This window comes from Paenibacillus sp. VTT E-133280 (genome assembly GCF_002264385.1).
In the GTDB taxonomy this organism is placed as follows: domain Bacteria; phylum Bacillota; class Bacilli; order Paenibacillales; family Paenibacillaceae; genus Paenibacillus_AQ; species Paenibacillus_AQ nitricinens.
The window spans coordinates 24,808-45,947 of sequence record NZ_NFUX01000016.1 but is presented as its reverse complement, the minus strand read 5'-3'; the positions used below and the strand labels follow the sequence as shown (position 1 = coordinate 45,947).

Annotated in this window: 20 protein-coding genes; 10 read left to right on the top strand and 10 right to left on the bottom strand. The window is 44.1% G+C overall.

Annotated features, from left to right (window positions below):
* Positions 1-7: 7 nt before the first annotated feature.
* The 3 genes from CA600_RS09730 to CA600_RS09720 form a co-directional block, all read right to left on the bottom strand.
* Entirely contained in the window at positions 8-1,318 is a 1,311-nt protein-coding gene (locus CA600_RS09730) for a cytosine permease (protein ID WP_094870007.1), read from the bottom strand.
* 37 nt (positions 1,319-1,355) lie between these two features.
* Positions 1,356-1,937: a TetR/AcrR family transcriptional regulator gene (locus tag CA600_RS09725; RefSeq protein ID WP_094870006.1), complete on the bottom strand. Its 582-nt coding sequence runs from the start codon at positions 1,935-1,937 to the stop codon at positions 1,356-1,358.
* A 196-nt stretch (positions 1,938-2,133) separates the two neighbouring features.
* Positions 2,134-2,586, bottom strand: a complete 453-nt coding sequence (locus CA600_RS09720) for a VOC family protein (protein WP_094870005.1) — start codon at positions 2,584-2,586, stop codon at positions 2,134-2,136.
* Between the two features lie 96 nt (positions 2,587-2,682).
* Between CA600_RS09720 and CA600_RS09715 the strand changes: the two genes are divergently transcribed.
* On the top strand, positions 2,683-3,621 hold the full coding sequence (locus CA600_RS09715) for a helix-turn-helix transcriptional regulator (RefSeq protein ID WP_094870004.1): 939 nt from the start codon (positions 2,683-2,685) through the stop codon (positions 3,619-3,621).
* Between the two features lie 92 nt (positions 3,622-3,713).
* Here CA600_RS09715 and CA600_RS09710 read toward each other — a convergent pair whose 3' ends face one another.
* On the bottom strand, positions 3,714-4,151 hold the full coding sequence (locus CA600_RS09710; protein ID WP_094870003.1) for an Lrp/AsnC family transcriptional regulator: 438 nt from the start codon (positions 4,149-4,151) through the stop codon (positions 3,714-3,716).
* Between the two features lie 137 nt (positions 4,152-4,288).
* Between CA600_RS09710 and CA600_RS09705 the strand changes: the two genes are divergently transcribed.
* From CA600_RS09705 to CA600_RS09695, 3 genes are all read left to right on the top strand, one after another.
* On the top strand, positions 4,289-4,873 hold the full coding sequence (locus CA600_RS09705) for a beta-class carbonic anhydrase (protein WP_094870002.1): 585 nt from the start codon (positions 4,289-4,291) through the stop codon (positions 4,871-4,873).
* 39 nt (positions 4,874-4,912) lie between these two features.
* Positions 4,913-5,356, top strand: a complete 444-nt coding sequence (gene cynS, locus CA600_RS09700; RefSeq protein WP_094870001.1) for a cyanase — start codon at positions 4,913-4,915, stop codon at positions 5,354-5,356.
* A gap of 100 nt (positions 5,357-5,456) precedes the next feature.
* The gene (locus tag CA600_RS09695) at positions 5,457-6,770 is read left to right on the top strand and encodes a purine/pyrimidine permease (RefSeq protein WP_094870000.1); all 1,314 of its coding nucleotides are present in this window, start codon (positions 5,457-5,459) and stop codon (positions 6,768-6,770) included.
* Between the two features lie 2 nt (positions 6,771-6,772).
* Here the strand turns inward: CA600_RS09695 and CA600_RS09690 are convergent, their stop codons facing one another.
* A complete protein-coding gene (locus CA600_RS09690) occupies positions 6,773-7,447 on the bottom strand; it encodes a MarR family transcriptional regulator (RefSeq protein ID WP_256989800.1) in 675 nt (224 codons plus the stop codon).
* A 168-nt stretch (positions 7,448-7,615) separates the two neighbouring features.
* On the opposite strand from CA600_RS09690, the gene CA600_RS09685 reads away from it, so the two are divergent.
* On the top strand, positions 7,616-8,239 hold the full coding sequence (locus CA600_RS09685; protein WP_094869998.1) for an NAD(P)H-dependent oxidoreductase: 624 nt from the start codon (positions 7,616-7,618) through the stop codon (positions 8,237-8,239).
* Here the strand turns inward: CA600_RS09685 and CA600_RS09680 are convergent.
* From CA600_RS09680 to lpdA, 3 genes are read right to left on the bottom strand one after another with little or no spacing between them, the layout of a single operon-like run.
* A complete protein-coding gene (locus CA600_RS09680) occupies positions 8,236-9,396 on the bottom strand; it encodes an ABC transporter permease (protein WP_094869997.1) in 1,161 nt (386 codons plus the stop codon). The genes CA600_RS09685 and CA600_RS09680 overlap by 4 nt on opposite strands.
* Entirely contained in the window at positions 9,380-10,012 is a 633-nt protein-coding gene (locus CA600_RS09675) for an HlyD family efflux transporter periplasmic adaptor subunit (protein ID WP_094869996.1), read from the bottom strand. The genes CA600_RS09680 and CA600_RS09675 overlap by 17 nt, the downstream gene beginning before the upstream one ends.
* Positions 10,009-11,403, bottom strand: a complete 1,395-nt coding sequence (gene lpdA / locus CA600_RS09670) for a dihydrolipoyl dehydrogenase (protein ID WP_094869995.1) — start codon at positions 11,401-11,403, stop codon at positions 10,009-10,011. Before lpdA ends, CA600_RS09675 begins: the two co-directional genes overlap by 4 nt.
* Before the next feature lie 196 nt (positions 11,404-11,599).
* Between lpdA and CA600_RS09665 the strand changes: the two genes are divergently transcribed.
* The 3 genes from CA600_RS09665 to CA600_RS09655 all read left to right on the top strand — a co-directional run bounded on the left by CA600_RS09665 (position 11,600) and on the right by CA600_RS09655 (position 13,723).
* On the top strand, positions 11,600-12,166 hold the full coding sequence (locus tag CA600_RS09665) for a TetR/AcrR family transcriptional regulator (RefSeq protein ID WP_094869994.1): 567 nt from the start codon (positions 11,600-11,602) through the stop codon (positions 12,164-12,166).
* 85 nt (positions 12,167-12,251) lie between these two features.
* A complete protein-coding gene (locus tag CA600_RS09660; protein ID WP_076300281.1) occupies positions 12,252-13,244 on the top strand; it encodes a DUF4003 family protein in 993 nt (330 codons plus the stop codon).
* 20 nt (positions 13,245-13,264) lie between these two features.
* A complete protein-coding gene (locus CA600_RS09655; RefSeq protein ID WP_094869993.1) occupies positions 13,265-13,723 on the top strand; it encodes a GNAT family N-acetyltransferase in 459 nt (152 codons plus the stop codon).
* Positions 13,724-13,843: 120 nt separating this feature from the next.
* Here CA600_RS09655 and CA600_RS09650 read toward each other — a convergent pair whose 3' ends face one another.
* Entirely contained in the window at positions 13,844-16,489 is a 2,646-nt protein-coding gene (locus tag CA600_RS09650) for an ABC transporter permease (RefSeq protein WP_094869992.1), read from the bottom strand.
* 13 nt (positions 16,490-16,502) lie between these two features.
* Positions 16,503-17,204 (bottom strand): ABC transporter ATP-binding protein, encoded by a 702-nt coding sequence (locus tag CA600_RS09645; RefSeq protein WP_094869991.1) that lies wholly within the window; start codon positions 17,202-17,204, stop codon positions 16,503-16,505.
* A 274-nt stretch (positions 17,205-17,478) separates the two neighbouring features.
* Here CA600_RS09645 and CA600_RS09640 point away from each other — a divergent pair, with 274 nt between their 5' ends.
* Both CA600_RS09640 and CA600_RS09635 read left to right on the top strand, forming a co-directional pair.
* Positions 17,479-19,254, top strand: a complete 1,776-nt coding sequence (locus tag CA600_RS09640) for an ABC transporter ATP-binding protein (RefSeq protein ID WP_094869990.1) — start codon at positions 17,479-17,481, stop codon at positions 19,252-19,254.
* Positions 19,241-21,016 carry an ABC transporter ATP-binding protein gene (locus tag CA600_RS09635; protein WP_094869989.1) on the top strand — a complete coding sequence of 592 codons (1,776 nt, stop codon included), beginning with the start codon at positions 19,241-19,243 and terminating at the stop codon, positions 21,014-21,016. Before CA600_RS09640 ends, CA600_RS09635 begins: the two co-directional genes overlap by 14 nt.
* Positions 21,017-21,140 lie beyond the last annotated feature (124 nt).

Below are 21,140 nucleotides of genomic sequence, written 5' to 3'. Positions count from 1 at the left end.
CATGATGTTATCCCTTCTTTGTCATGATTTTGCCGACCATCCATTGCACGATAAAGGCGAACATAAAGGCATCTAATGCCGGAACACTCGTCACCTGGAGCCATCCAAATCCATCTGGAGCTGCGGTGGTCATAAAAGCAAATAACGTAGCTGCAACCCATACGGCTAAGGAGCGAATCACCCAGTTTTTATTGCGGTCCAAACCTTCAAAAGTGAATTTCTTTCGATCCACAAGCAAAAATTCAGATGTATAAATTCCCCCGATCGGTGAGACAAACATCGTAATAATGTTTAGGAAAGATAAGAACTTATCATAGATCCCTAATACGGCAAGAAACGTAGCAATAATACCAGCAATAATCGTAATCAGCTTCTTCGGTACTTTCTGGAACACGACAGAGAAACCTAGCGATGCTGAGTATAAGTTACTCGTATTCGTCGTCCATTGCGCAAGTGTTAAGACGATAATCGCAGGAAGACCAAGCCCCAGCGCAATGAAAATATTCGTTAGATCATCTGTATCCATGATTCTAGATAGAAAGATAGCCACAATCGCCATAAAGCTGTTTCCTACAAAGAAGCCGATAAACGCAGCCGTAATGGCATGCATAGGAGTACGTGCCCAACGAGCTATATCAGGTGACAGCACCGTACCCACGATAAAGATACCGATAACAAGCGAAATCGCTGTTCCCATTGGGATCGTTGCACCGCTAATCGGTTCCCAGGCTGCTGAAGCTCCTTTGGTGTGGAACGCTGAATAAATAGCCACTCCGATAAATAAAATAAGCAATGGCACAGACCAGGTGCTTAGCCGCTCAATGGATCGATACCCCCAAATAGCCGTCGACATCATCAGCAGCCCGCCTATAAATGAAAGCACGCCTAGGGACAAATGAATATCCCATAATTGACTAAACGCAGTCTGCATATTCGAAGCGAAGAATCCGACCTGCACCCCAAACCAACCGAGTGAGAAAATACCGAGGATAATCGCAACGACACGTGCACCTACATTTCCGAATAGAAAACGTGAGATCATCGACGTAGATAAACCCGTTTTCGCACCTACATATGCACACATAGCTCCAATTACCCCTAGAATCATCGATCCGATGATCGTAGCTGTCAGCGAATCTGTGAGATTCATGCCATTGCCAAGCTGCGCCCCCAAGAACATTGCTGATAAATCAATCCCGATGGCGATCCAGACAAGCGACATGGACAGCCATCTTTTACGCATATGTATAGGAACGGGCTCTCTCTCAAAATCCCCCGAGCTTGAATCATTCTGCTTTACTTGACTTACTTCTGCCATTCTCCCCATCCCCTTGTTGTTATCATCTTCCGTAGTTCTATGAGGACGCCCCATTCCAGTACATTTCAAACGCATGGTTCAGTTTACGCTCATATATTCCTTTAGAAGTGTAATAGAAATATTGCATGCTTAATCCATCCATCAAGTTGAGAAAAGCGTCTACGAGAAGCTGCACGGATTTATCGCGAATTACACCCTCTTCCATCCCTTGCGAGATGAATTGTTCAATGATCTTCGTCAGTATGGCGTCCGACGCCAGGAATGCTTCCTCAATCGTTTCCTTCAAAAATCCAGGTGGAAAGACTACATACCTCAGTACGATTTTGCTTGCTTCAGGACTCTGCTGATAGAATTGATACTGTCTGGATAGAATGCCACGAAGACTTTCCTTCGCACTCAGCACCTTCTGATCTTCCGACAACTCCTGAATATAAGTGTTATAGGACAACATCGCCTCACGGAAGACCGTCATAAACAAATCCTCTTTATTCTCAAAAAAAGCATAGATCGCCGGAGTCTTCACGCCAACTTCCTTCGCAATTTCAGAAAGAGCTGTACCTTCGTACCCCTTCTCACCGAATAATCTCATCGCCACTTCTTTCAGCTTGTTTTTGGTCAAGATATTTCACACCCTTATTTACTTAATTAACGTTAATTAAAAATCACTATACATCTTTATGCATAAAAATTCAATTGTTTTTAGAAAAAACAACACTAAATGAATGCAAAAAAACTGACCACCATCAGGATAACTTCCTGATTGATGGTCAGCTGAACGGTTCACTCGGTGTGCATTAGACGCAAAGTACATATTTTTATGAATGTAATCTCTCATCAAACATCAATTGAATTTGAATACCAAATGGGTCTTCAATAATGCCATAGGCTTTGCTGAACACATTACTAGATAAAGGAGCAATAATCATTACGCGCTCATCTGTCACTAAGCTTTTATAAAAACCTTCAATTTCCTCTAAATCAGCACTTTGTATACACAATGATGTGTTATTCCCCACTGTATATTTCTCATTCTTATTCATTGTATCTTCTGCTATCATTACTTTTGTTTTTCCGATTAACAAGACAGAGTGAGTAATGTAATCCTTATTCTCATCCGTAAGCTGTATGGAACTGTCACGTTCTGCAAGCTGTTGATAAGTAACACGTAACAATTCCTCTGCCTTAAAATGTTGTTCGTAAAATTCTATAGCTTCCTTTGTGCTTCCGTTCATCGATAAGAAAATAGCTACTTCTAGTGTTGCGCTCATCGTATAACTCTCCTTCGTAGGTTTGATATGTGGCCCTGAACTTATTATCATATATAAAGGTATCAAAACATGACACCTTAAAAAGGAGCTCCATAGATGATGAAATCAGAACGATTAAATGACATGATGCGATACTTAAACGGGCGAGAGTTTTTTAATCTAAGTGACCTCATGGCGAAATATAATATTTCAAAAAGCACAGCGCTACGTGATATTGCTTCATTAGAACAATTAGGTATGCCTATCTTTTCGGAGCATGGGAGATATGGACGATATGGTATTTTAAAAAATAGATTGTTATCCCCTATTATTTTCACCATGGATGAAGTGTATGCACTGTACTTTGCCATGCTGACCTTAGAATCTTATCAATCCACTCCGTTTCATTTAAGTGTGAACAAGCTAAACGAAAAGTTCGAACACTGTCTATCGAATACACAAATCGACCAGATTCATAAAATGAAAAAGGTTCTACAATTCGAAATGGTTCAGCATAAGCATGTTAGTCGTTTCTTAGATAAAATCCTAGCAAGTATTCTAAATGAGAGTGCCTGTAACATTGAATATACAAAAAACAACCAGCTAAAAAGCTACTCTGTGCAATTCTTCAGAATTTCCGCAAAGTTTGGGCAATGGTATGCTACTGGAATAGAGCTTACTACGAATAAATATAGGGTTTACAGAGGGGATAGAATATCCTTCTTGGAAGAAGATAAGAGAGCAGCCCGCTATTCTTTAGAAGAACTTCTTAGCCGTTCCTTAGAATTTTATCAATCTGCGAGCAATATTCACTTTGAAGTTGAGATCGAGGAACAAGCCAAGGATATTTTTTATAAAGAACATTATCCTTCTATGGAAATAGAAGCTGGCCCGAGAACTATCATTAAGGGATTCTATCATCCAGGTGAAGAAGAATTTCTAGCTAATTATTTCATGCGTTATGGTCAATATGTTAGAGCGGTGAAGCCTGAAGCCTTAAAACAAATGATTCAGGATAAAGTTAAGAATCTCTTAAATCACTATCAGAAACTATAAATGGAACGAAAAAAAAGAAGGGTCTATGCCCCTCTTTACTACTTCTCCAAAATAGACCGCATTGTAATTCTAGCGGTTTATTTTGGCATGGATTATGATTTTATTTTTCCGATGGATAGATTCACTCGATAATTGCCATGTTTCAAAAGCTGTGCCAGAAATGCCTCAAGCTCCTCATTAGAAGCAAAATGTCCGGTTAACACATAACATCCTTCTCCGCTAATTCGATGCACTTCGGTAATAGCATCCTCTGCCATCACGAACTTCTGGAATAATGGATGATTGGCTGATTCCACAAAAAATGTAATAAAGGCTGTGATAGACAGTCCTAGCTTTGCTTTATTAGTAACGATCGTATATTGCTCGATAACCCCTAAATCTTCTAAACGCCTAATGCGATTTCCGACCGCTTGGCCGGTCATATGTATCTTTTGGCCAATGTCCTTCCACTGAATTCTGGAGTTTTCTTTTAGTAATGCTAGTATCGCAAAATCGATATGATCAAAAATAAAAATCAATCCTTTCGTCATGAAAGCAAATGGACATATAGCGTTTCGCCAACTTATTCAGCATTTAAGCATGACTATCTATACTTAGTTATATCCTGATTCACTAGTTAGTAGCCATTGAAACAGTGATAACTAAACACTTTAAAGGAGGTCCAAGAATGCTATTACAAGAAATTTTAGAGTATAACGATCAGTTCGTAGAAGACAAGGAGTATCTACCTTATGAGGGAACAAAATTCCCTAAAAAACGCATGGTTGTCGTAACATGCATGGATGCACGACTGATTGAACTGTTACCTAAAGCCCTAAATATACACAATGGGGATGCCAAAGTCATCAAAACAGCAGGTGGAACGATTACCCATGCATTTGGAAGCATCATGCGCAGTATCGTAACGGCTGTCTATGAACTGAATGCGGAAGAAATTTATATTATCGGTCACCACAATTGTGGCATGAGTCAAAGTAACCCTGAAGGAATACTTCAAAAAATAATGGATCGTGGAGTCGCGACACCAGAAATTCTTTCTTCACTTGAATATGCAGGTATCAATCTTCATAAATGGTTGTTCGGCTTTACGAATGTCGTAGATTCGATTAAAGGAAACATAGATCTGGTGCGTAAACATCCGCTCATTCCGAAAGAGGTAGCTGTTCATGGTCTGGTGATTGCACCCGACACTGGTAAACTCGATCTGATTGTAAATGGATATGAACAAGTAACAGGCTACGACAAGCACTAAGCGATACTCATTATACTAAACTAAAGGGAGCAATAAAATATGAATAGAAAAGAAGCGACACAACAAATATTGGACGCTAAATTTGCAAAAGGATTAACTTGGGGCGAAATTGCAAAGGAAAGCGAGCATTCAGAGAGCTGGGTTGTAACTGCACTGTTGGGCCAAGCGACAATGACGCGTAATGAAGCAGATAAAATGGGGGAATTGCTTGAACTCGATGAACAAGTCGTTCAAGCACTCACACAAATCCCACACCGTGGCGATGTCATTGCTATGCCACCTACAGATCCAGGACTGTATCGCCTATACGAAATGCTGCTTGTATACGGTCCAACGATTAGAGAACTTGTTTTGGAGAAACTTGGCGAAGGTATCATGAGCGCGATCGATTTCCAATTCGACGTACAGAAGCAAGAAGATCCGAACGGTGACCGTATCATTCTGACGATGAACGGAAAGTTTTTGCCATATCGCAAATGGTAATAGATTAAGGAGCAAGCCACCTTTTAACGATTTCACATTGAAAGGTGGCTTGCATTTTCCGTATAGATTGTATAGTTAACAATAGTGAAGGTGAGTAGATATGAAGAACAAATGTGTTACCGATAGTCTCAGCACTATACAATGGTTTATTTTTTTGCTAGCCAATGCAGTGGCGCTGCCCATTGTCATTGGAGGTATTTTTCAATTGTCGTTTGAACAAATTTCAACCTTAATGCAGCGGACATTTTTCGTTGTAGGAATCAGTTCATTTATTCAGGGATGGTTAGGACATAAATATCCTATTGCAGACGGTCCTGCGGGATCATGGGTAAGTATCTTTATCATATTAGGCAACTTAGCTTTAATTCAAGGGCAAAATCAAATGAATGCATTACAAATTCTAGAAGGAGGATTAATCGTAGCCGGGCTTGTTCTCTTCATATTAGGAACTACAGGGTTAGTTTATAAGCTTCAATTTTTATTTACACCCTTAGTTTCGGGTTCATTTTTATTCATTCTCGCCTTACAATTAAGCGGTGTATTAGTCAAGGGCATGCTTGGAGTACAGGAAACAAGCGCCGAACCAGATGGTATAGCAGCACTCATATCCTTTTTTATTTTTGGACTTGTTATTTTTCTCTCTATTAAAGGAAGAGGATGGATTAGTAGTTACGCCGTACTGATTGGAATCGGCTTGGGTTCGGCATTATTTGCAGCATTCGGGAAAGTGGGGCCAACATTTACAGCTTTAACCCCCGTCTTGAAGTTCCCTCATATTTTTGCTTGGGGAGTACCTCAATTTGATCTAGGGATCGTGATTACCTCACTGTTGTTTACGTTTTTGTTAGTATCCAATACAATTTCTTCTATTTCCGCTGTAAAACAAGTAGTTCCGGTTTTACCGAAAGATGAAAAAACAGCATTAAGCCGAGGGATTTGGACGGGAGGGATCTCTCATATACTAGCCGCCCTATTCTCAACGATAGGAGTTGTTCCTTTACCAGCCTCGGCGGGCTTTATGAAATTAACAGGGCAAAAGCGAATTCGGCCATTTCTTATGGCCTGTATGTTACTAACCGTTATCGCGCTAATGCCGTCCGTTGTCAATGTGCTAGCGTTACTTCCAGCTCCTATAGCCAGTGCAGCACTTCTAGCTACTTTTGTACAAATCGTAGGGATTGCATTCCAATCCTTGCTACAGGAACAGCTTGATCATCGCCGATTAACGATACTAGGAATAACTTTGTTGGTGAGCATTGGACTCATGTTTTTGCCTCCAGCGGTATTTCAGAGTCTTCCTTCCACACTTCGATATATTTGCAGTAATGGTCTGCTTGTCGGCACTATACTGGCCATGCTTTTAGAGCAATTTTGGAAAAGTGAAAAGAATATAAGCCACTGTCAAAAATTATAAAGCTACTCAAAAGAGGTAAAAAACACATCTTGCAGAATGGCTTTAGCTTTTTTAAGGTTGCGCGTGTCCAGTTGGTTAAGCATTTCTACGATTTGACTCATTTCATCGCTGTCCATTACCTCAAGTGATTCTCCAGCATTTAATAGTTCTTCTTCAGCATCCGATTCCGAATGAACCCATGATGCTTCTAAAGTATCCTCGAACGCTTGCATCAGAAATAATAATTCATCTGTGTTATATCTTTGTAGAAACCGAGTTATCCCTTTATTCATCTCCTTATGTAGTTCTTGATGCAAATCGAATATTTCTTTTCCGAGAGGTGTTGTAAGAAACAGCACTTCTTTTTTATTATCGGGGAGAAACTCCGTGCGAATCATTTGCTGCAGAACTAATTTTCTAGTGATTTTGGACACGCTACCTTTCGGAATCCCGAAATGCTTCGAAATGGTAGTGCCATTCACCGGCTCAAGCTGTCCAATTGCATCTATTACATGCAGCATCATGACTGTGGAGTCTTGGAGAAAATCAATGATAAGTGGATTACTACAGTTCTGGAGCAGCCATTCCTTTTCTTCATCATCCTCCGATTGAAATCGTTTTTGTAATTGAGGAATCATCTCTATCAGTTTTTTTATCAATAAATCCTTATTCGGTAAGTTCTCGAAAGAATGCGTCACTGTTAAGTCTCCTCGTAAATTCATCTTATGATCATCTTAACAAGACACAGCTCAAAAATAAAGTTTCCTAGAAATAATATTGACAACAAGGAAACTTAAAATGTACTATTGTTTCCATAGTCATTATTTTATTTCCAGGAAACAATAAAACGTAAAGAAGGTATTTATATGAATGTCTTAATTATTTTTGATCATCCATACGGAGCATCGGCGTCCGAGAATGTCCCACAACAGCGAAGCTATTCCGCAGCTCTGCTAGCCTCCGTGATGCGAGGTCTTACCACTAAAGGCCATACGATCGATCTTATCGATTTGCATGCCGATGGATTTAATCCAATCATGTCTTACGAAGAACTTGCTGCTTGGCGACAAAAGAAAACCGTCGACCCTCTAGTCGCCAATTATCAGCAACGGCTTATCGCAGCAGATCATATCGTCTTCCTATTCCCTATATGGTGGGAGGCCATGCCTGCTCTTACCAAAGGCTTTCTGGATAAGGTCTTCGCAAAAGGCATTGTCTATGAGGAAATCAAACCTGGACGGCCCTTTAAATGCTTACTCCCGAATATGAAAGGCGTATCCCTGCTGACGGTAATGAACACGCCCGACTTTGTTTACCACTGGATATTTGGCAACCCTATCACCAAAATCCTGTTCAGAGGAACCTTCCGCAAAATGGGCATACGAAAGAACCTCCGTTGGTATAATTATACCGGCATGTCAGATCGCAGCTTGGAAGAACGGGTGAAATATCTTGATAAGACAGAACAACGGTTTGCACGACTAGACTAGATTACTGAAGCGCTGACGGATTCCGAGAACGAAACCTCCTGCTTCTTCACTTCCTGGAGCACCAATAATCCAATTAATAAGGAAGCAACGCCAATAAGGATCAGCAGCGCTCCCAGCTCCAGACTGTAGGCAGATAACGCCCCATCCCGAAAAGCCATCCCGCGTATGAGCCGGTTCAGCCAGTTCATCGGTAATACCCAAGCGGAAATTTGAAAAAACGCAGGAAACGCTAGTGGACTCAGTTGGATTCCAGTAGCAAGAAATGACGGATACAATACGAAATTGGTTCGTAAATTAACTTTGGAAGCGTCTTTGGCAGTATAGCCAATCAACAGGCCCATAAGGGACAAAGCAAAGGCATACACAAGCAGCGGAATAATAAAAAGATAAGGCGCCGCTTCAAAACGCATTCCCCCCACCTGCTTTAATAAGCCATAACATAGGAGCAACGAAAGCGTGGTCAAGACAGCATAAGGGACACTACGAATCCAAATTTGCCAAGGCGACTTCCCGTTTGTAAAAAGTTTTCCTTCCTGCCGCAAACGCGGGACAATGGCGCCCGCTGCGCTTGTTGTAATCATCAGCACCACAATATTCACAAATCCAATGACCATAAAGCTCACATAACTTGTGGTCGGATTAAACAACATCCGTTGTTGGAGAGATAACGGTGAAACAAGCCCTTTAGAGGCTTCGGCATCCATCCCCTTCTGAATCAGACGGGTCATCGAAAGCGTCATATTCTCCGTCTGAATGACTTCCTGAATGGCCGTTCGGATGCCGGTTAGCCCTGAGGGCATCGTGTTATCCATCAAGATGCCGATATTCGTTGAAATCCCCTGCTGTTGATGTTGTCCCAGCTCTTTAGGAAGCGTGATGACTGCGACAGCTTGCTCATTTGCCAGTATAGTTTCTGGATTTAAGCGGCTGGCGTACACATTGGTTACTTTCATATAAGGAGAGGCATTGATTTTAGAGATCAGCTGCCTTGAATACGAACTGTGATCCTCATCAATAACTACAACATGCGATTCGCTGATTTGATTCTTCGAGAACATCAAGCCAAAAAATATAGCCGCAATAAGCGGACCAATAAAAATCAGGCGTAAATACTTACTGCCCGCCACGTACTTCCACTCATCAATCAGTGACTTCATCGAGCTTCACCTCCGCTGTCATCCCCGGAAGCAACTCAGCATTCGCATCCATAGCTATACGGACAAGAAACATACTTAAATCCGCTTGCCCCTTTTCACGTGACATACGTAAGCTCGCAAATTGAGGGGCGGCTGCGATGGAAGTAATTACACCCGTAACCTCCGCTTCATGCTCCAAATACGGAAAATGAACCCCAATATTTTGATTCACCTTTAGCTTCTGGATTTCACTTTCCTGTACGTAGAGGTCTGTATAAAAGCTGTTTTTTTGCAGCACCGCCAGTGGCATGCCTTGCTGTACTTGATCTCCCGGCTTTACAACCATCCTGTTGACCGATCCGTCCTCAGGCGCGAGTACATCTGTTTCTCCTTCTTCAGCGGATTTAACCTTGAACAATACCTCTCCCTGTTTTATAGAATCACCTACAGCCACACGGACCTCAACAATTGACCCTGGACTGTTCTGATAAAATATAGTCTTTTGCTCTGCATCAAGAATCCCTTGCTTCCTGCTCTCAGCCTGACTGACAGCATCCTTACCTTTTACTGCAAGCAGCGACCCTCCAACGATCAACACAACCGCAATTCCAATATACAAGCCTGCTTTTATCTTCATTTTCCACGCTCTCCCCTTATCATTTTACTAACCGCATTTTCGGCAGCCTCCATAATCACTTCTCCCAATGTAGGATGAGGGTGAATAGTCATCGCCAAATCCTCCACAGTGGCTCCCATCTCAATGGCAAGGGCAAGCTCCGACACGAGTGTGGATGCCTCCACGCCAACGATTTGGGCCCCCATCACGATTCCTGAGATCGGATTTGCTACAATTTTGACGAAGCCCTCAGTTTCCTTCAGGGCCAATGCTCTCCCGTTAATCCCAAAGGTGGACTTACCAATTACGATCGGGATGCCCTTTGCTCTTGCTTCTGTTTCACTTAAGCCCACACTCGCTAACTCTGGTTCAGAAAAAACAACAAGCGGAATGGCTCTATAATCAACCTCGGAGGAAAGGCCTGCAATGGCTTCTGCCGCAATTTTAGCTTCATAGGACGCCTTGTGAGCAAGGGCTGGACCTGACGTAATATCCCCAATTGCAAAAATATTCGGAATAGCCGTTCTGCACTGTTCGTCTGTCTCAATCAATCCTCTAGTCGTCACGGGCAAGCCTATATGATCCAGTCCTAAATTGCCGTCTGTATTTGGCTTTCTCCCGACAGTGACTAACACATATTCCGCTGTCACATGCAGCTGTTCCTGATTTTTCAAATAATGCAGTGTGATGGTATCTGCACTCTGCACTACGTTCACAGCTGTCGCTCCGGTAATCATCTTAATCCCATCAGCCTTCAACTGCCTTCCAACAGGGTTCACAAGCTCCGCCTCAAATCCAGGCAGCACTTGATCTCCTCCCTCCAGAATCGTTACCTTTGTTCCAAATTTGGCATACATTTGCCCCAGTTCAATCCCTATATATCCCCCTCCAATAACAACTAAGCTAGTTGGAACTTCGGAGAGTGACAGAGCTTCTGTAGAAGATAAAACACGTCCGCCAACCGGAAAGGCTTGCAGCTCAATCGGACGTGATCCTGTGGCCAAGATGGCGTTTTTAAAAGAAATACTTTGCTCCTGCCCAGACTGACTGATAATCGCCGTATGCTCATCAACCAATCTTGCCTCTCCTTCCAAAATATTCACACCTGCCGTCTTTAATAAATAGCTAACTCCGCTTGCCTGCTTATTCACAATTCCCTGTTTGAAATCCTGAGCATTCTTAAATGACACTGCCGCCTCTGAAGAGCTGAACAGTCTAAACAACTCGTAACGATGAGACTCTGCAATTAATGCTTTGGATGGAATACACCCAACATTTGTACAAACCCCGCCAAGCTGATTGCGTTCAACAATTGCCGTCTTCATCCCAAGCTGGGCAGATTGCAGCGCCGCTACATACCCTCCCGGACCTGATCCAATGACCAACGTTTCTACGGATTCAAGCTTACTCATCGTCGCTACCTCCTGTTAAAGTTATTTTAAAATATGATGACCGTAATATATTATTATCATCATATTTTAAAACCGTCAACAACCCTGTTTAGCTATTCATCAGCTAATAGTACTCACAATCGCTAAATTGACAGGCTTTATTATGATGATTATAATATTTTAAAAAGTATACTTATGAAGCTGTGGAGTGATTATAATGCCCTATCCCAAAGGCCATAAAATAAAAGTGCGGAATACGATTATTGAAAGTGCTGCTCAGGCTTTTCGCTCGCATGGTATTCATGATGTAAGTGTTCCCTTCATTATGAAGGGCGCCGGGTTAACTCATGGCGGGTTTTATTCCCACTTTGACAATAAAGAACAACTGGTCGCCGAAGCCTGCCGGTATGCCATCAGTGATACCATCACACTTCTGCAGAAGGTTGCGGAGCAGGAAGAGCAGAAACCCAAAATCAATGCGGTCATTGATTATTATTTAAGTCCGTATCATCGCGACAAAACGGAGATGGGCTGCATTATTCCTGCCCTTTCTGCCGAAATAGCCCGTTCTTCCGAAGAAGTTCGGCGGGTATTCACGCAGGAATTAGAGCGGATGGTTACATTCATCTCCACGCTGGCGGGCATTGACGCGTCCAAAGGTAGCACACTGTTCAGCACCATGGTTGGCTCTCTAGTTCTTGCACGGACAGTAAATGACCCTGAACTGAGCGACAGCCTCCTTTCGTCAGGCAAACGGTATGCTAAAGAGCTGGTTATGATCTAAAAACAATAAACACCCCAAACAAATGAATCCAACTCAGAAATTTTTCGTAATATTATGAATTATAGATAACTGAGGGGTGTATCCAATGAACGAGCAGTATGCAGCAAGGGTTGAATTGTTCGCAGAGAACGCGCAGAGGATCAAAAAGGCTTTTCCTTGGCATAACGCAATGGTTAGCCGTTTGGCGGGGTTACTGTACACAGCAGAGAATAAAAGTGCAGATGAGGATGCGATTCGTGCGAGCCACGAGCTTATTAAAGAAAATACCGGAATGTTTTCTTCGTTTAGGGGGAACTCGGCAATCAGTATTGCTACTATGCTCTCTCTTTCTGCTGACAAGGAACAACAGCTTGCAAACACACTGACCGTGTATGACTTATTGAAGGACGTCAAATTTAGAGCCTCTGATTATCTCGTCGTTGCCGCTTATCAAATCGCCGCTAATACGACAACAGATCAGTATCAGCGTACGGTAGAACGCGCAAAGATGTTTTACGATAGCATGAAAGCGAAGCACCGTTTCCTTACCGGACATGATGATTATATTTTCTCTGCCATGCTCGGCCTTTCCGATATCGACGTCGACAGCGGCATCGACCGGATGGAGCAGCTTTACACTACACTAAAGCCTGAATTTATGTCGGGGAACAGTGTGCAAGCTCTGACACAGGTACTGGTTCTTGGAAAAGAAGCTTCAGAAGCAGCGGATCGTGTACTGGCATTACGAGATGCGTTCCGTGCACATGGCATCCGGTTAGATAAGGAATATACCCTTTCTTCGCTGGGCGTGCTAACTTTGCTCTCCTCCAACAATAAGGACATGGTTACGGAAGTCTCAGAGACCTTCGAATTACTGCGTACCAAAAAAGGCTTTGGCAGCTGGTCCATTGTAAAGCAGGAATTGCTACTGCTGTCAGCTGCGCTAGTAGCCTTCAAATATGTAGAGGATGTGCAAAGCGGCATTGTAACCTCGATGCTTTCCACCAGCATCACTAATATTGTGATCGCACAGCAGGCTGCTCTTGCAGGGGCTGCGGCCGCTTCGGCTGCGGCTGCAGCTTCATCTTCTTCGAATTAAGTGAAAATGCGAGGGAAGACATGGACTCAATACAACCAATCAACACTAGAAATGAAGAATGTTTATACCGTCTACTGAATATTTGGGAATCCTCTGTGCGGCATACACATCTATTCCTGTCTGAACAGGACATTGATGCGTTGCGGCCACTGGTTATACAAGGGATGGAGCATATAAGTCGTCTGCTTGCTTTTATAGATGACCATGACCAATCGCTTGGATTCATAGGGATTCAGGATAACAAGATTGAAATGCTATTCGTAGAACCTGCTGCAATGGGAAAAGGCATTGGAAAATCACTCGTTGCTTATGCTATACAGACACTGAACGTACGCTACGTTGATGTAAATGAACAAAATCCGCAGGCCTTAGGTTTCTATGAGCATATGGGTTTTCAAGTTTTTGAGCGTTCTGCACTAGATGAACAGGGTAATCCTTTTCCTATCCTGCATATGAAGTTATCAATCGGCTCACGTTAAAAGATTCCATCACCTCTCAAAGCAAAAGAGACCGCTTCGAGTAGCCAAAACAATGGCTGTTCGAAGCGGTCCTTTGTGGTTAAGTAGGATCAACTTTTGTTTTTGGTGTGGAAGCTCCGCTTATTCTACCGACTTTAACGCCTCAATCATATGAATCCGTTTGAGCTTAATGTGCATGAAAGCCATGACTATGCCTGAGAACAGCAGTGTTAAGAGTGCGGCATACACATAGCTTGGCCACTTAATAATCGGCGCGAACATCGTTGCATCCAGCTCAGCTGTATTCAAGACGAAGCTGTGCAATATAATGCCAAGACCCGATCCGGCTACAATGCCGAGTAGGCTTAGCAGCATATTCTCGCGGTAAATATACAACGTTACTTCCTTATCATAAAATCCCAATACCTTGATCGTTGATAGTTCCCTGATCCGCTCAGAGACATTAATATTGGTCAAATTGTAGAGGACGACAAAAGCCAGAGCAGCAGCCGATACAATGAGCACCAAGGTTACAACGTCCATACTCTTCATGGTGTCATCAAAGGCAGTACCTACATTGCTGGAAAAGCTGACCGCTGCCACTCCCTCATTGTCCGTTAGCTTCTCGCCGAACTTGTCCTCCCATGCTTTATCGTGCGTGGTATAGTTCAGCAGCTCTGTGTTGAACACCGGTTCATGTCCAAATACGGAAGAATAATACGCAGGTGTCATATAAACATAGTGCATTACATAGTTCTCTGTAATCCCTATGACCTTAATCTTGAATGTCTCGTTATCCTTGTCCACCACATTCAATGGGTCGCCGGGTTCAAGCCCGTATAATTTAGCCAGCTTCTCCGAGATTATAGCGCCCTCGTCCGAAAGCGTGCGTTTTTCACCACTCACTCGATCCCGCAGCTCCACATAATCGGATATCGCAGCAACAGATGCAGGGATGAACATATGCACATCCTGATCATTTACACCACTGCTGTGCGCTTTCATCGTTTCCTGTGCCACACTTAGTGATCCAGTTATAGTGGACTCGCCAGTGATCAATTGCTCGTAGGCATCCCGCACATCAGCAGACGCATCTTCATGCAGCGCTACAAGTGCATCATATTTCATAATCGTGCCGAACTGCTGGGGGGCAATGCTGCCGATCGAATCTTTAAGACCAAAACCGGTCAGAATCAGCGCCGTACAGCCGGCCACGCCGAACACTGTCATGAACATCCGCTGCTTGTAGCGGAATAAATTCCGTGCGGTAACCTTTTGAACAAAGCTCAACCGTTTCCATACAAAAGTAACTCTCTCCAGTAAAATCCGCTGCCCGCTCTTTGGCGCCTTCGGACGCATCAATACGGAAGCGTTGCTTCGTAGTTCTACCCGCGCGGCAATCCAAGCCGTCAATGTAGTGCAGATTAGCGCCACTATAATGGAAATGATGGAATACGACGGATAGAAGCTTTTGATAAGATCCGGCAGATTATAAAGTGAACTGTACGCATTATAGATAATGGTTGGAAACATCGTAAATCCGAGCGCAAGTCCCGCAACCGAAGCCGTCAAGCTGGCAAGCGTACCATAAACCAAGAATTTGGCCATAATGTCACGGTTCCCATACCCAAGCGCTTTAAGTGTCCCTATCTGCAAACGATGCTCCTCGACCATCCGAGTCATAGTCGTCAAGCTGACCAGCGCAGCGATCAGGAAAAAGAATACCGGGAACGCACTCGCAATTGCCGACAATCGATCAGCGTTGTCTTTATATTCGGCATATCCCGGATTGGCACTTCGGTCAGTGACGTAGACCTTCGGAAGGCCCAGTTCTGCAAGCTTTTGCTCCCCTGCAGCTAGTTCCGCCTTGGCCGAGACCAGTCCGTCAGTAATAGCTTTCATGTTTGCAGCTTGTTCCTGCTGCACCACCTCTGGCTGGCGCTTTAATTCAGCAAGCTGTTGCTCGGCGGCGGCCACCTTACCTCGTCCACTGGACAGCTCCTTCTCACCTTCCGCGCGCATCTCCGCAAGCCGAGCCTCCGGCACGCCGGACAGCGCCTGCTCTACCGCCTTAGTATGCTGTTCGATCAATGCCTCGTACTCTGGCGAATAAGCCTTCACACTGGCTGTATCCTTGAAGGACAGATAGGCTTCCGTATACACCGGGAGCTTGAAATCTGACTCCGGAATTGCTGCGAATGCATCGGCCATACCCTTGCCGATCCCACTGGTGCCCCGGGTACTCTTTTCTATAAATTGTGGGCTTCGCACAAAACCTACAACCGTATAGTTCAGTGACGCAAAGTTGTTCGACAGCTCCGCATCTGTTCCGTCACCGCTAAAGGTTATTTTGTCACCCAGCGCATATTTTCCAGCCAGCTTGTCATCCAATACGATTTCTCCGGAAACCTCTGGAAGACGTCCTTCAATCATACTGTACTGGTTAAGAGGTTTATCTGAATGGTAAGAATGGACTTTGAGGATCAAAGCATTATCACCGCTGAACACATCCGTACTGTAACCCGGCTGGACTTCATCGATGCCCGGTATATCGCTCAGCAGGCCGATGTTATCTTCGGTCAGACCATAGTTGGTCTGCACCTTCAGATCCATTAGTCTCGTCTCTTGATAAAAGGTTCCGGCTGTATCCAGCATATCCGGACCGGCTGACTTGATGCCGGAAAAGAAACTAACGCCCAGCATAATGATGGCAAAAATCGAAATGAACCGGGCTTTGGTATGCCTAATTTCACGAAAAATATCTTTCCACAATGCTCGCTTTTTCATAGATGCCTTCTCCTTACCATTCGATATCTTCAACGGATATTGGCGAAGGATTGACTACCATCTTCCGTACCTTAGCATTATTAATCTCAATAACCCTGTCTGCCATTGGTGCAATCGCCAAATTATGCGTGATTACGATGACCGTAGTGCCTGTGTTACGGCAGGTATCCTGAAGCAGCTTAAGCACTTGCTTTCCAGTATTGTAGTCTAGCGCACCTGTTGGTTCATCGCAGAGGAGCAGCTTCGGCTGTTTAGCTAGCGCTCTGGCGATAGCGACACGTTGCTGCTCACCACCAGACAGCTGAGCCGGAAAATTATCCAGCCGTGCACCTAGTCCCACATCCTCAAGCACCTTACGCGCATCTAGTGCACGCGGGGAAATCTGAGAAGCAAGCTCAACATTCTCCAGTGTGGTGAGATTCGGCACTAAGTTATAGAACTGGAACACAAAACCCACGTCATTGCGGCGGTAGCCCGTCAACTCCTTGGCACTGAACTTGGCAATGTCCGTACCGTCCACAATGACCTGGCCTTCGTCAGCAGAATCCATCCCGCCAAGAATATTAAGCACCGTCGATTTGCCCGCACCGCTGGGGCCGACAATCACTGCAAACTCACCTTTATTTATCTCAAAATCAATTCCGTCGTTGGCAACGATCACACTTTCACCCATTTTGTAACGCTTGTACTCATTTTTGACAGCAACAAAGCTCATTTTCCATCCTCCTGTCTCTATCCAAACCAAGCCTAATCACTTTATATTGTTTCAGTTTATCATAATTAGAACGCCCAAGCCCGAATGGCAAACCCTCATTACGCAAGGTTAAATTCACATCATTAATAAGTTCATTTTTTTGTAACAATAATGTAACAAGGAAATTTTACCGTAAACGATACTTAGTCATTTGATAATGTTATAATCACTTTGTTTTATTCACTCTTTTCAGGCAAGAGTGAAAGAACAAGAACAATCAGAAACAGGTGATCAGATGTTCGAACTGAAATGGCTATGGCAGAACTTAGAGGGCAACCGGACACGGTACATTCTGGCACTCTGCCTCTCGGTAGTGGGCTCAAGTCTTACGATTGTAAACCCTTACATCAGTCAGCGCATTGTCGATACGTTTATAGCAGGTGACAATGCGCTGCAGAATCTTACACAAGAACGGCAATTATTGATTATGCTCTGCTTGGCTATGATTGGATTTTCTCTACTGCGCACAGGACTTGCTTATTTTACAACGATGCAGTACGAACAGTCCTCTCAAAACATGATGTACAACATCCGGATTTTTTTGTACAACAAGATTCAGGGACAGGACAGAGAATATTACGACCGTAACCGAACCGGCGATCTCATGACCAAGATGACCGGGGATCTGGACATGGTTCGGCACTCGATGGCATGGATTTTTAAAACGATCATTGAATCGCTAACGATCTTCATTGCTGCTGTTATCTATTTTTTCACCATAGATGCTCAGCTCACGCTGTGGATGCTAATCCTGTCGCCACCTATTTTTATCGTGGCTTACATATTCGCTAAACGCGTCCGTCCTATGTATATTGACCTGCGTGAGCGGTTGTCCCAGCTTAACACGACTACTCAGGAGAATATTTCAGGCAACCGTGTGGTTAAGGCTTTTGCCCGTGAAGAGTTCGAGGTTCAAAAATTTACGGAGAAGAATGTCAATTATTCTACAGCGAACAAAAAGGCCGCCCTTGTATGGCTGGATTACTTTCCTTTTCTGGAATCCTTCGCTCAGGGCTTCAACGTCATTCTAATGCTGGCAGGCGGTTTGTTCCTGATGAACGGCCGGATCACCTTCGGTGAATTTACAGCTTTCTCTTCGCTGATCTGGGCGATATCGAACCCTATGCGCAATATTGGTATTATTATCAACGACATTCAGCGCTTTTTTGCGAGCTTGTCCAAAATCATTGATATCTATTACGCAAAGCCTAATATCGTAAACGAGCATACGTCTACTAACAAACGCCGTTACGAAGGCCGTATTGAGTTCGATCATGTCCGCTTTAAATATGACAGCGCTATCGTACTTGACGATGTTAGCTTTACCGTTGAACCTGGTGAAACCATAGCAATCATGGGCTCGACCGGATCAGGCAAAACAACAATCATCAACCTGATACCTCGCTTCTATGACGTAGCCGAAGGACGTGTACTCGTCGATGGTGTTGATGTCCGAAAGCTGGAGCTCGATGAGCTGCGCGATAATATCGGTATGGCGACCCAAGATGTGCTCTTATTCTCTGATACTATCGATGGAAACATCGCCTACGGTGATCCTGATCTTCCTGAAAAAGATGCGATAAGCTTTGCTGAGCTCGCAGCCGCACACGACTTCATTACCAAAATGCCTGAAGGTTATGATACCGTTGTCGGCGAAAGAGGCGTCGGCTTATCCGGAGGTCAAAAACAGCGTATCGCTTTAGCACGTGCTTTGGCAGTTCGCCGTCCGATCCTTATTCTGGATGATACGACCTCTGCTGTCGATCTTGAGACGGAGGAGCATATTCAGAAAAGTCTACGTGAGCTGGATTATCCTTGCACGAAGATTATTATCGCGCAGCGTGTATCTACGACCGCGCAGGCTGACCGTATTCTCATTCTGGATGACGGAAAGCTGGTTGAGGAAGGCACCCACGCCGAACTGCTAGCGAAACGGGGCTACTACTACGATGTGTTTAAACTGCAGAACGAGGGTATTGGAAGGCAGGTGACCGCAAGTGGCCAGGAATAAATTCGACGTCGATGAGAATCTGGAATCGCCGTTTAATATAAAACACTTCCGGCGTGCGATGATATACATCAAACGAAAGAAAACGCCAATGATTGTTGCATTTATACTCAGTGCACTTTCAGCGGCCATTTCACTATCAGCTCCGCTGATCATGCAGCATGTGATCGACGTGACCATTCCGGCAAAAGCGAAGCTTGCGCTACTGGGCTGGGCTGGACTGATGCTGCTGACCATTGTAGTCAGCGTTTATCTGGCTACGATTCGTTCACGTATCATGACGAGTGTTGGACAGGATATTATTTTTGACATCCGTACAGATTTGTTTAAGCACCTGCAAGAGTTGCCATTCAAGTATTATGACGACCGTCCGCAGGGCAAGATTCTTATCCGGGTCGTAAACTACGTTAACGCCGTTTCGGATGTGTTATCCAATGGTATTATCAACTTTATTCTAGAAATCGTGAATTTGCTCTTTATCGCAGCCTTCATGTTCGCTGTTGACGTACGTCTATCATTTGTCATCCTTGCAGGACTGCCAGTCTTCTTTGGTATCATGATGCTGATCAAAACTCGGCAACGCCGGGCTTGGCAAGCAGTATCCAATAAAAGCTCCAACCTGAACGCCTATTTGCAAGAAAGTATCAGCGGTATTGGTGTGACGCAAATGTTCTCACGGGAACAACGTAACGAAGGAATCTTCACACGTCTCGCGGGTAATTTCCGTACAGAATGGATGAAGGCCCAACGTTACAACTTACTTATTCCGTTCTCCGTGGACAACTTGTCTACGATCGTGACATCATTGATTTTCCTTGTAGGCTTACTAACACTAAGCCCTCAAGATATGACCCTCGGTGTCATTCTGGCGATGAGCAGCTACGCTGCCCGCTTCTGGCAGCCGATTCTGAATCTTTCGAACCTGTACAATAACTTTATCAACGCCGTTGCCTATCTTGAGCGTATCTTCGAGACGCTGGATGAACCCGTTACCGTCAGTGATATTCCAGATGCGAAGACACTGCGACCTGTAGAGGGCCATGTCACTTTCGACGATGTGACCTTTGCCTATGACCCGGGACTCAATATTCTGGAGAATATCTCCTTTAACATCAAAGCAGGAGAAAGCATCGCTCTAGTGGGACCAACAGGTGCAGGCAAAACTACGGTCGTCAATCTGATCTCGCGCTTCTATAATATTTCAAGCGGTAAGATTCTTATCGACGATCAGGATATCTCGCAGGTTACGCTGAAGTCCCTGCGCAGCCAAATGGGGATTATGCTACAGGACAGCTTCATCTTCTCCGGTACGATCCTGGACAATATTCGTTACGGTAAACTCGATGCCACCGAGGAAGAAGTGATCGCCGCAGCGAAAGCCGTTTGCGCCGACGAATTCATCCGTGAATTCGATCAAGGCTATCTGACAGAGGTTAACGAGCGTGGCTCCAAGCTATCTCAGGGGCAGCGGCAGCTCATTTCGTTCGCAAGAACGCTTTTGGCTGACCCTAGAATTCTCATACTGGATGAAGCCACTTCTTCCATCGATGCGAAGACTGAGCGTTTGCTGCAAAAAGGTCTGAATGAGCTCCTTAAAGGGCGTACCTCATTCATTATCGCGCATCGTCTGTCCACCGTAAAAAACTGCGACCGCATTATGTATGTGTCTAACAAAGGCATCGCTGAAAGCGGCTCACATGATGAGCTAATCGCACAAAAGGGACTTTATCACCGCCTTTATACGGCGCAGAAGATGGAAGCTTAATTGAATAAACACCAAAAAAGCTCAGGCTGAATTGCAGCCTGAGCTTTTTTGCATAGGTACAATGTATTTTGGTTTCACCGTTTAGAATTACAATAGGTTATAATTATATAAAGCAATAATAATT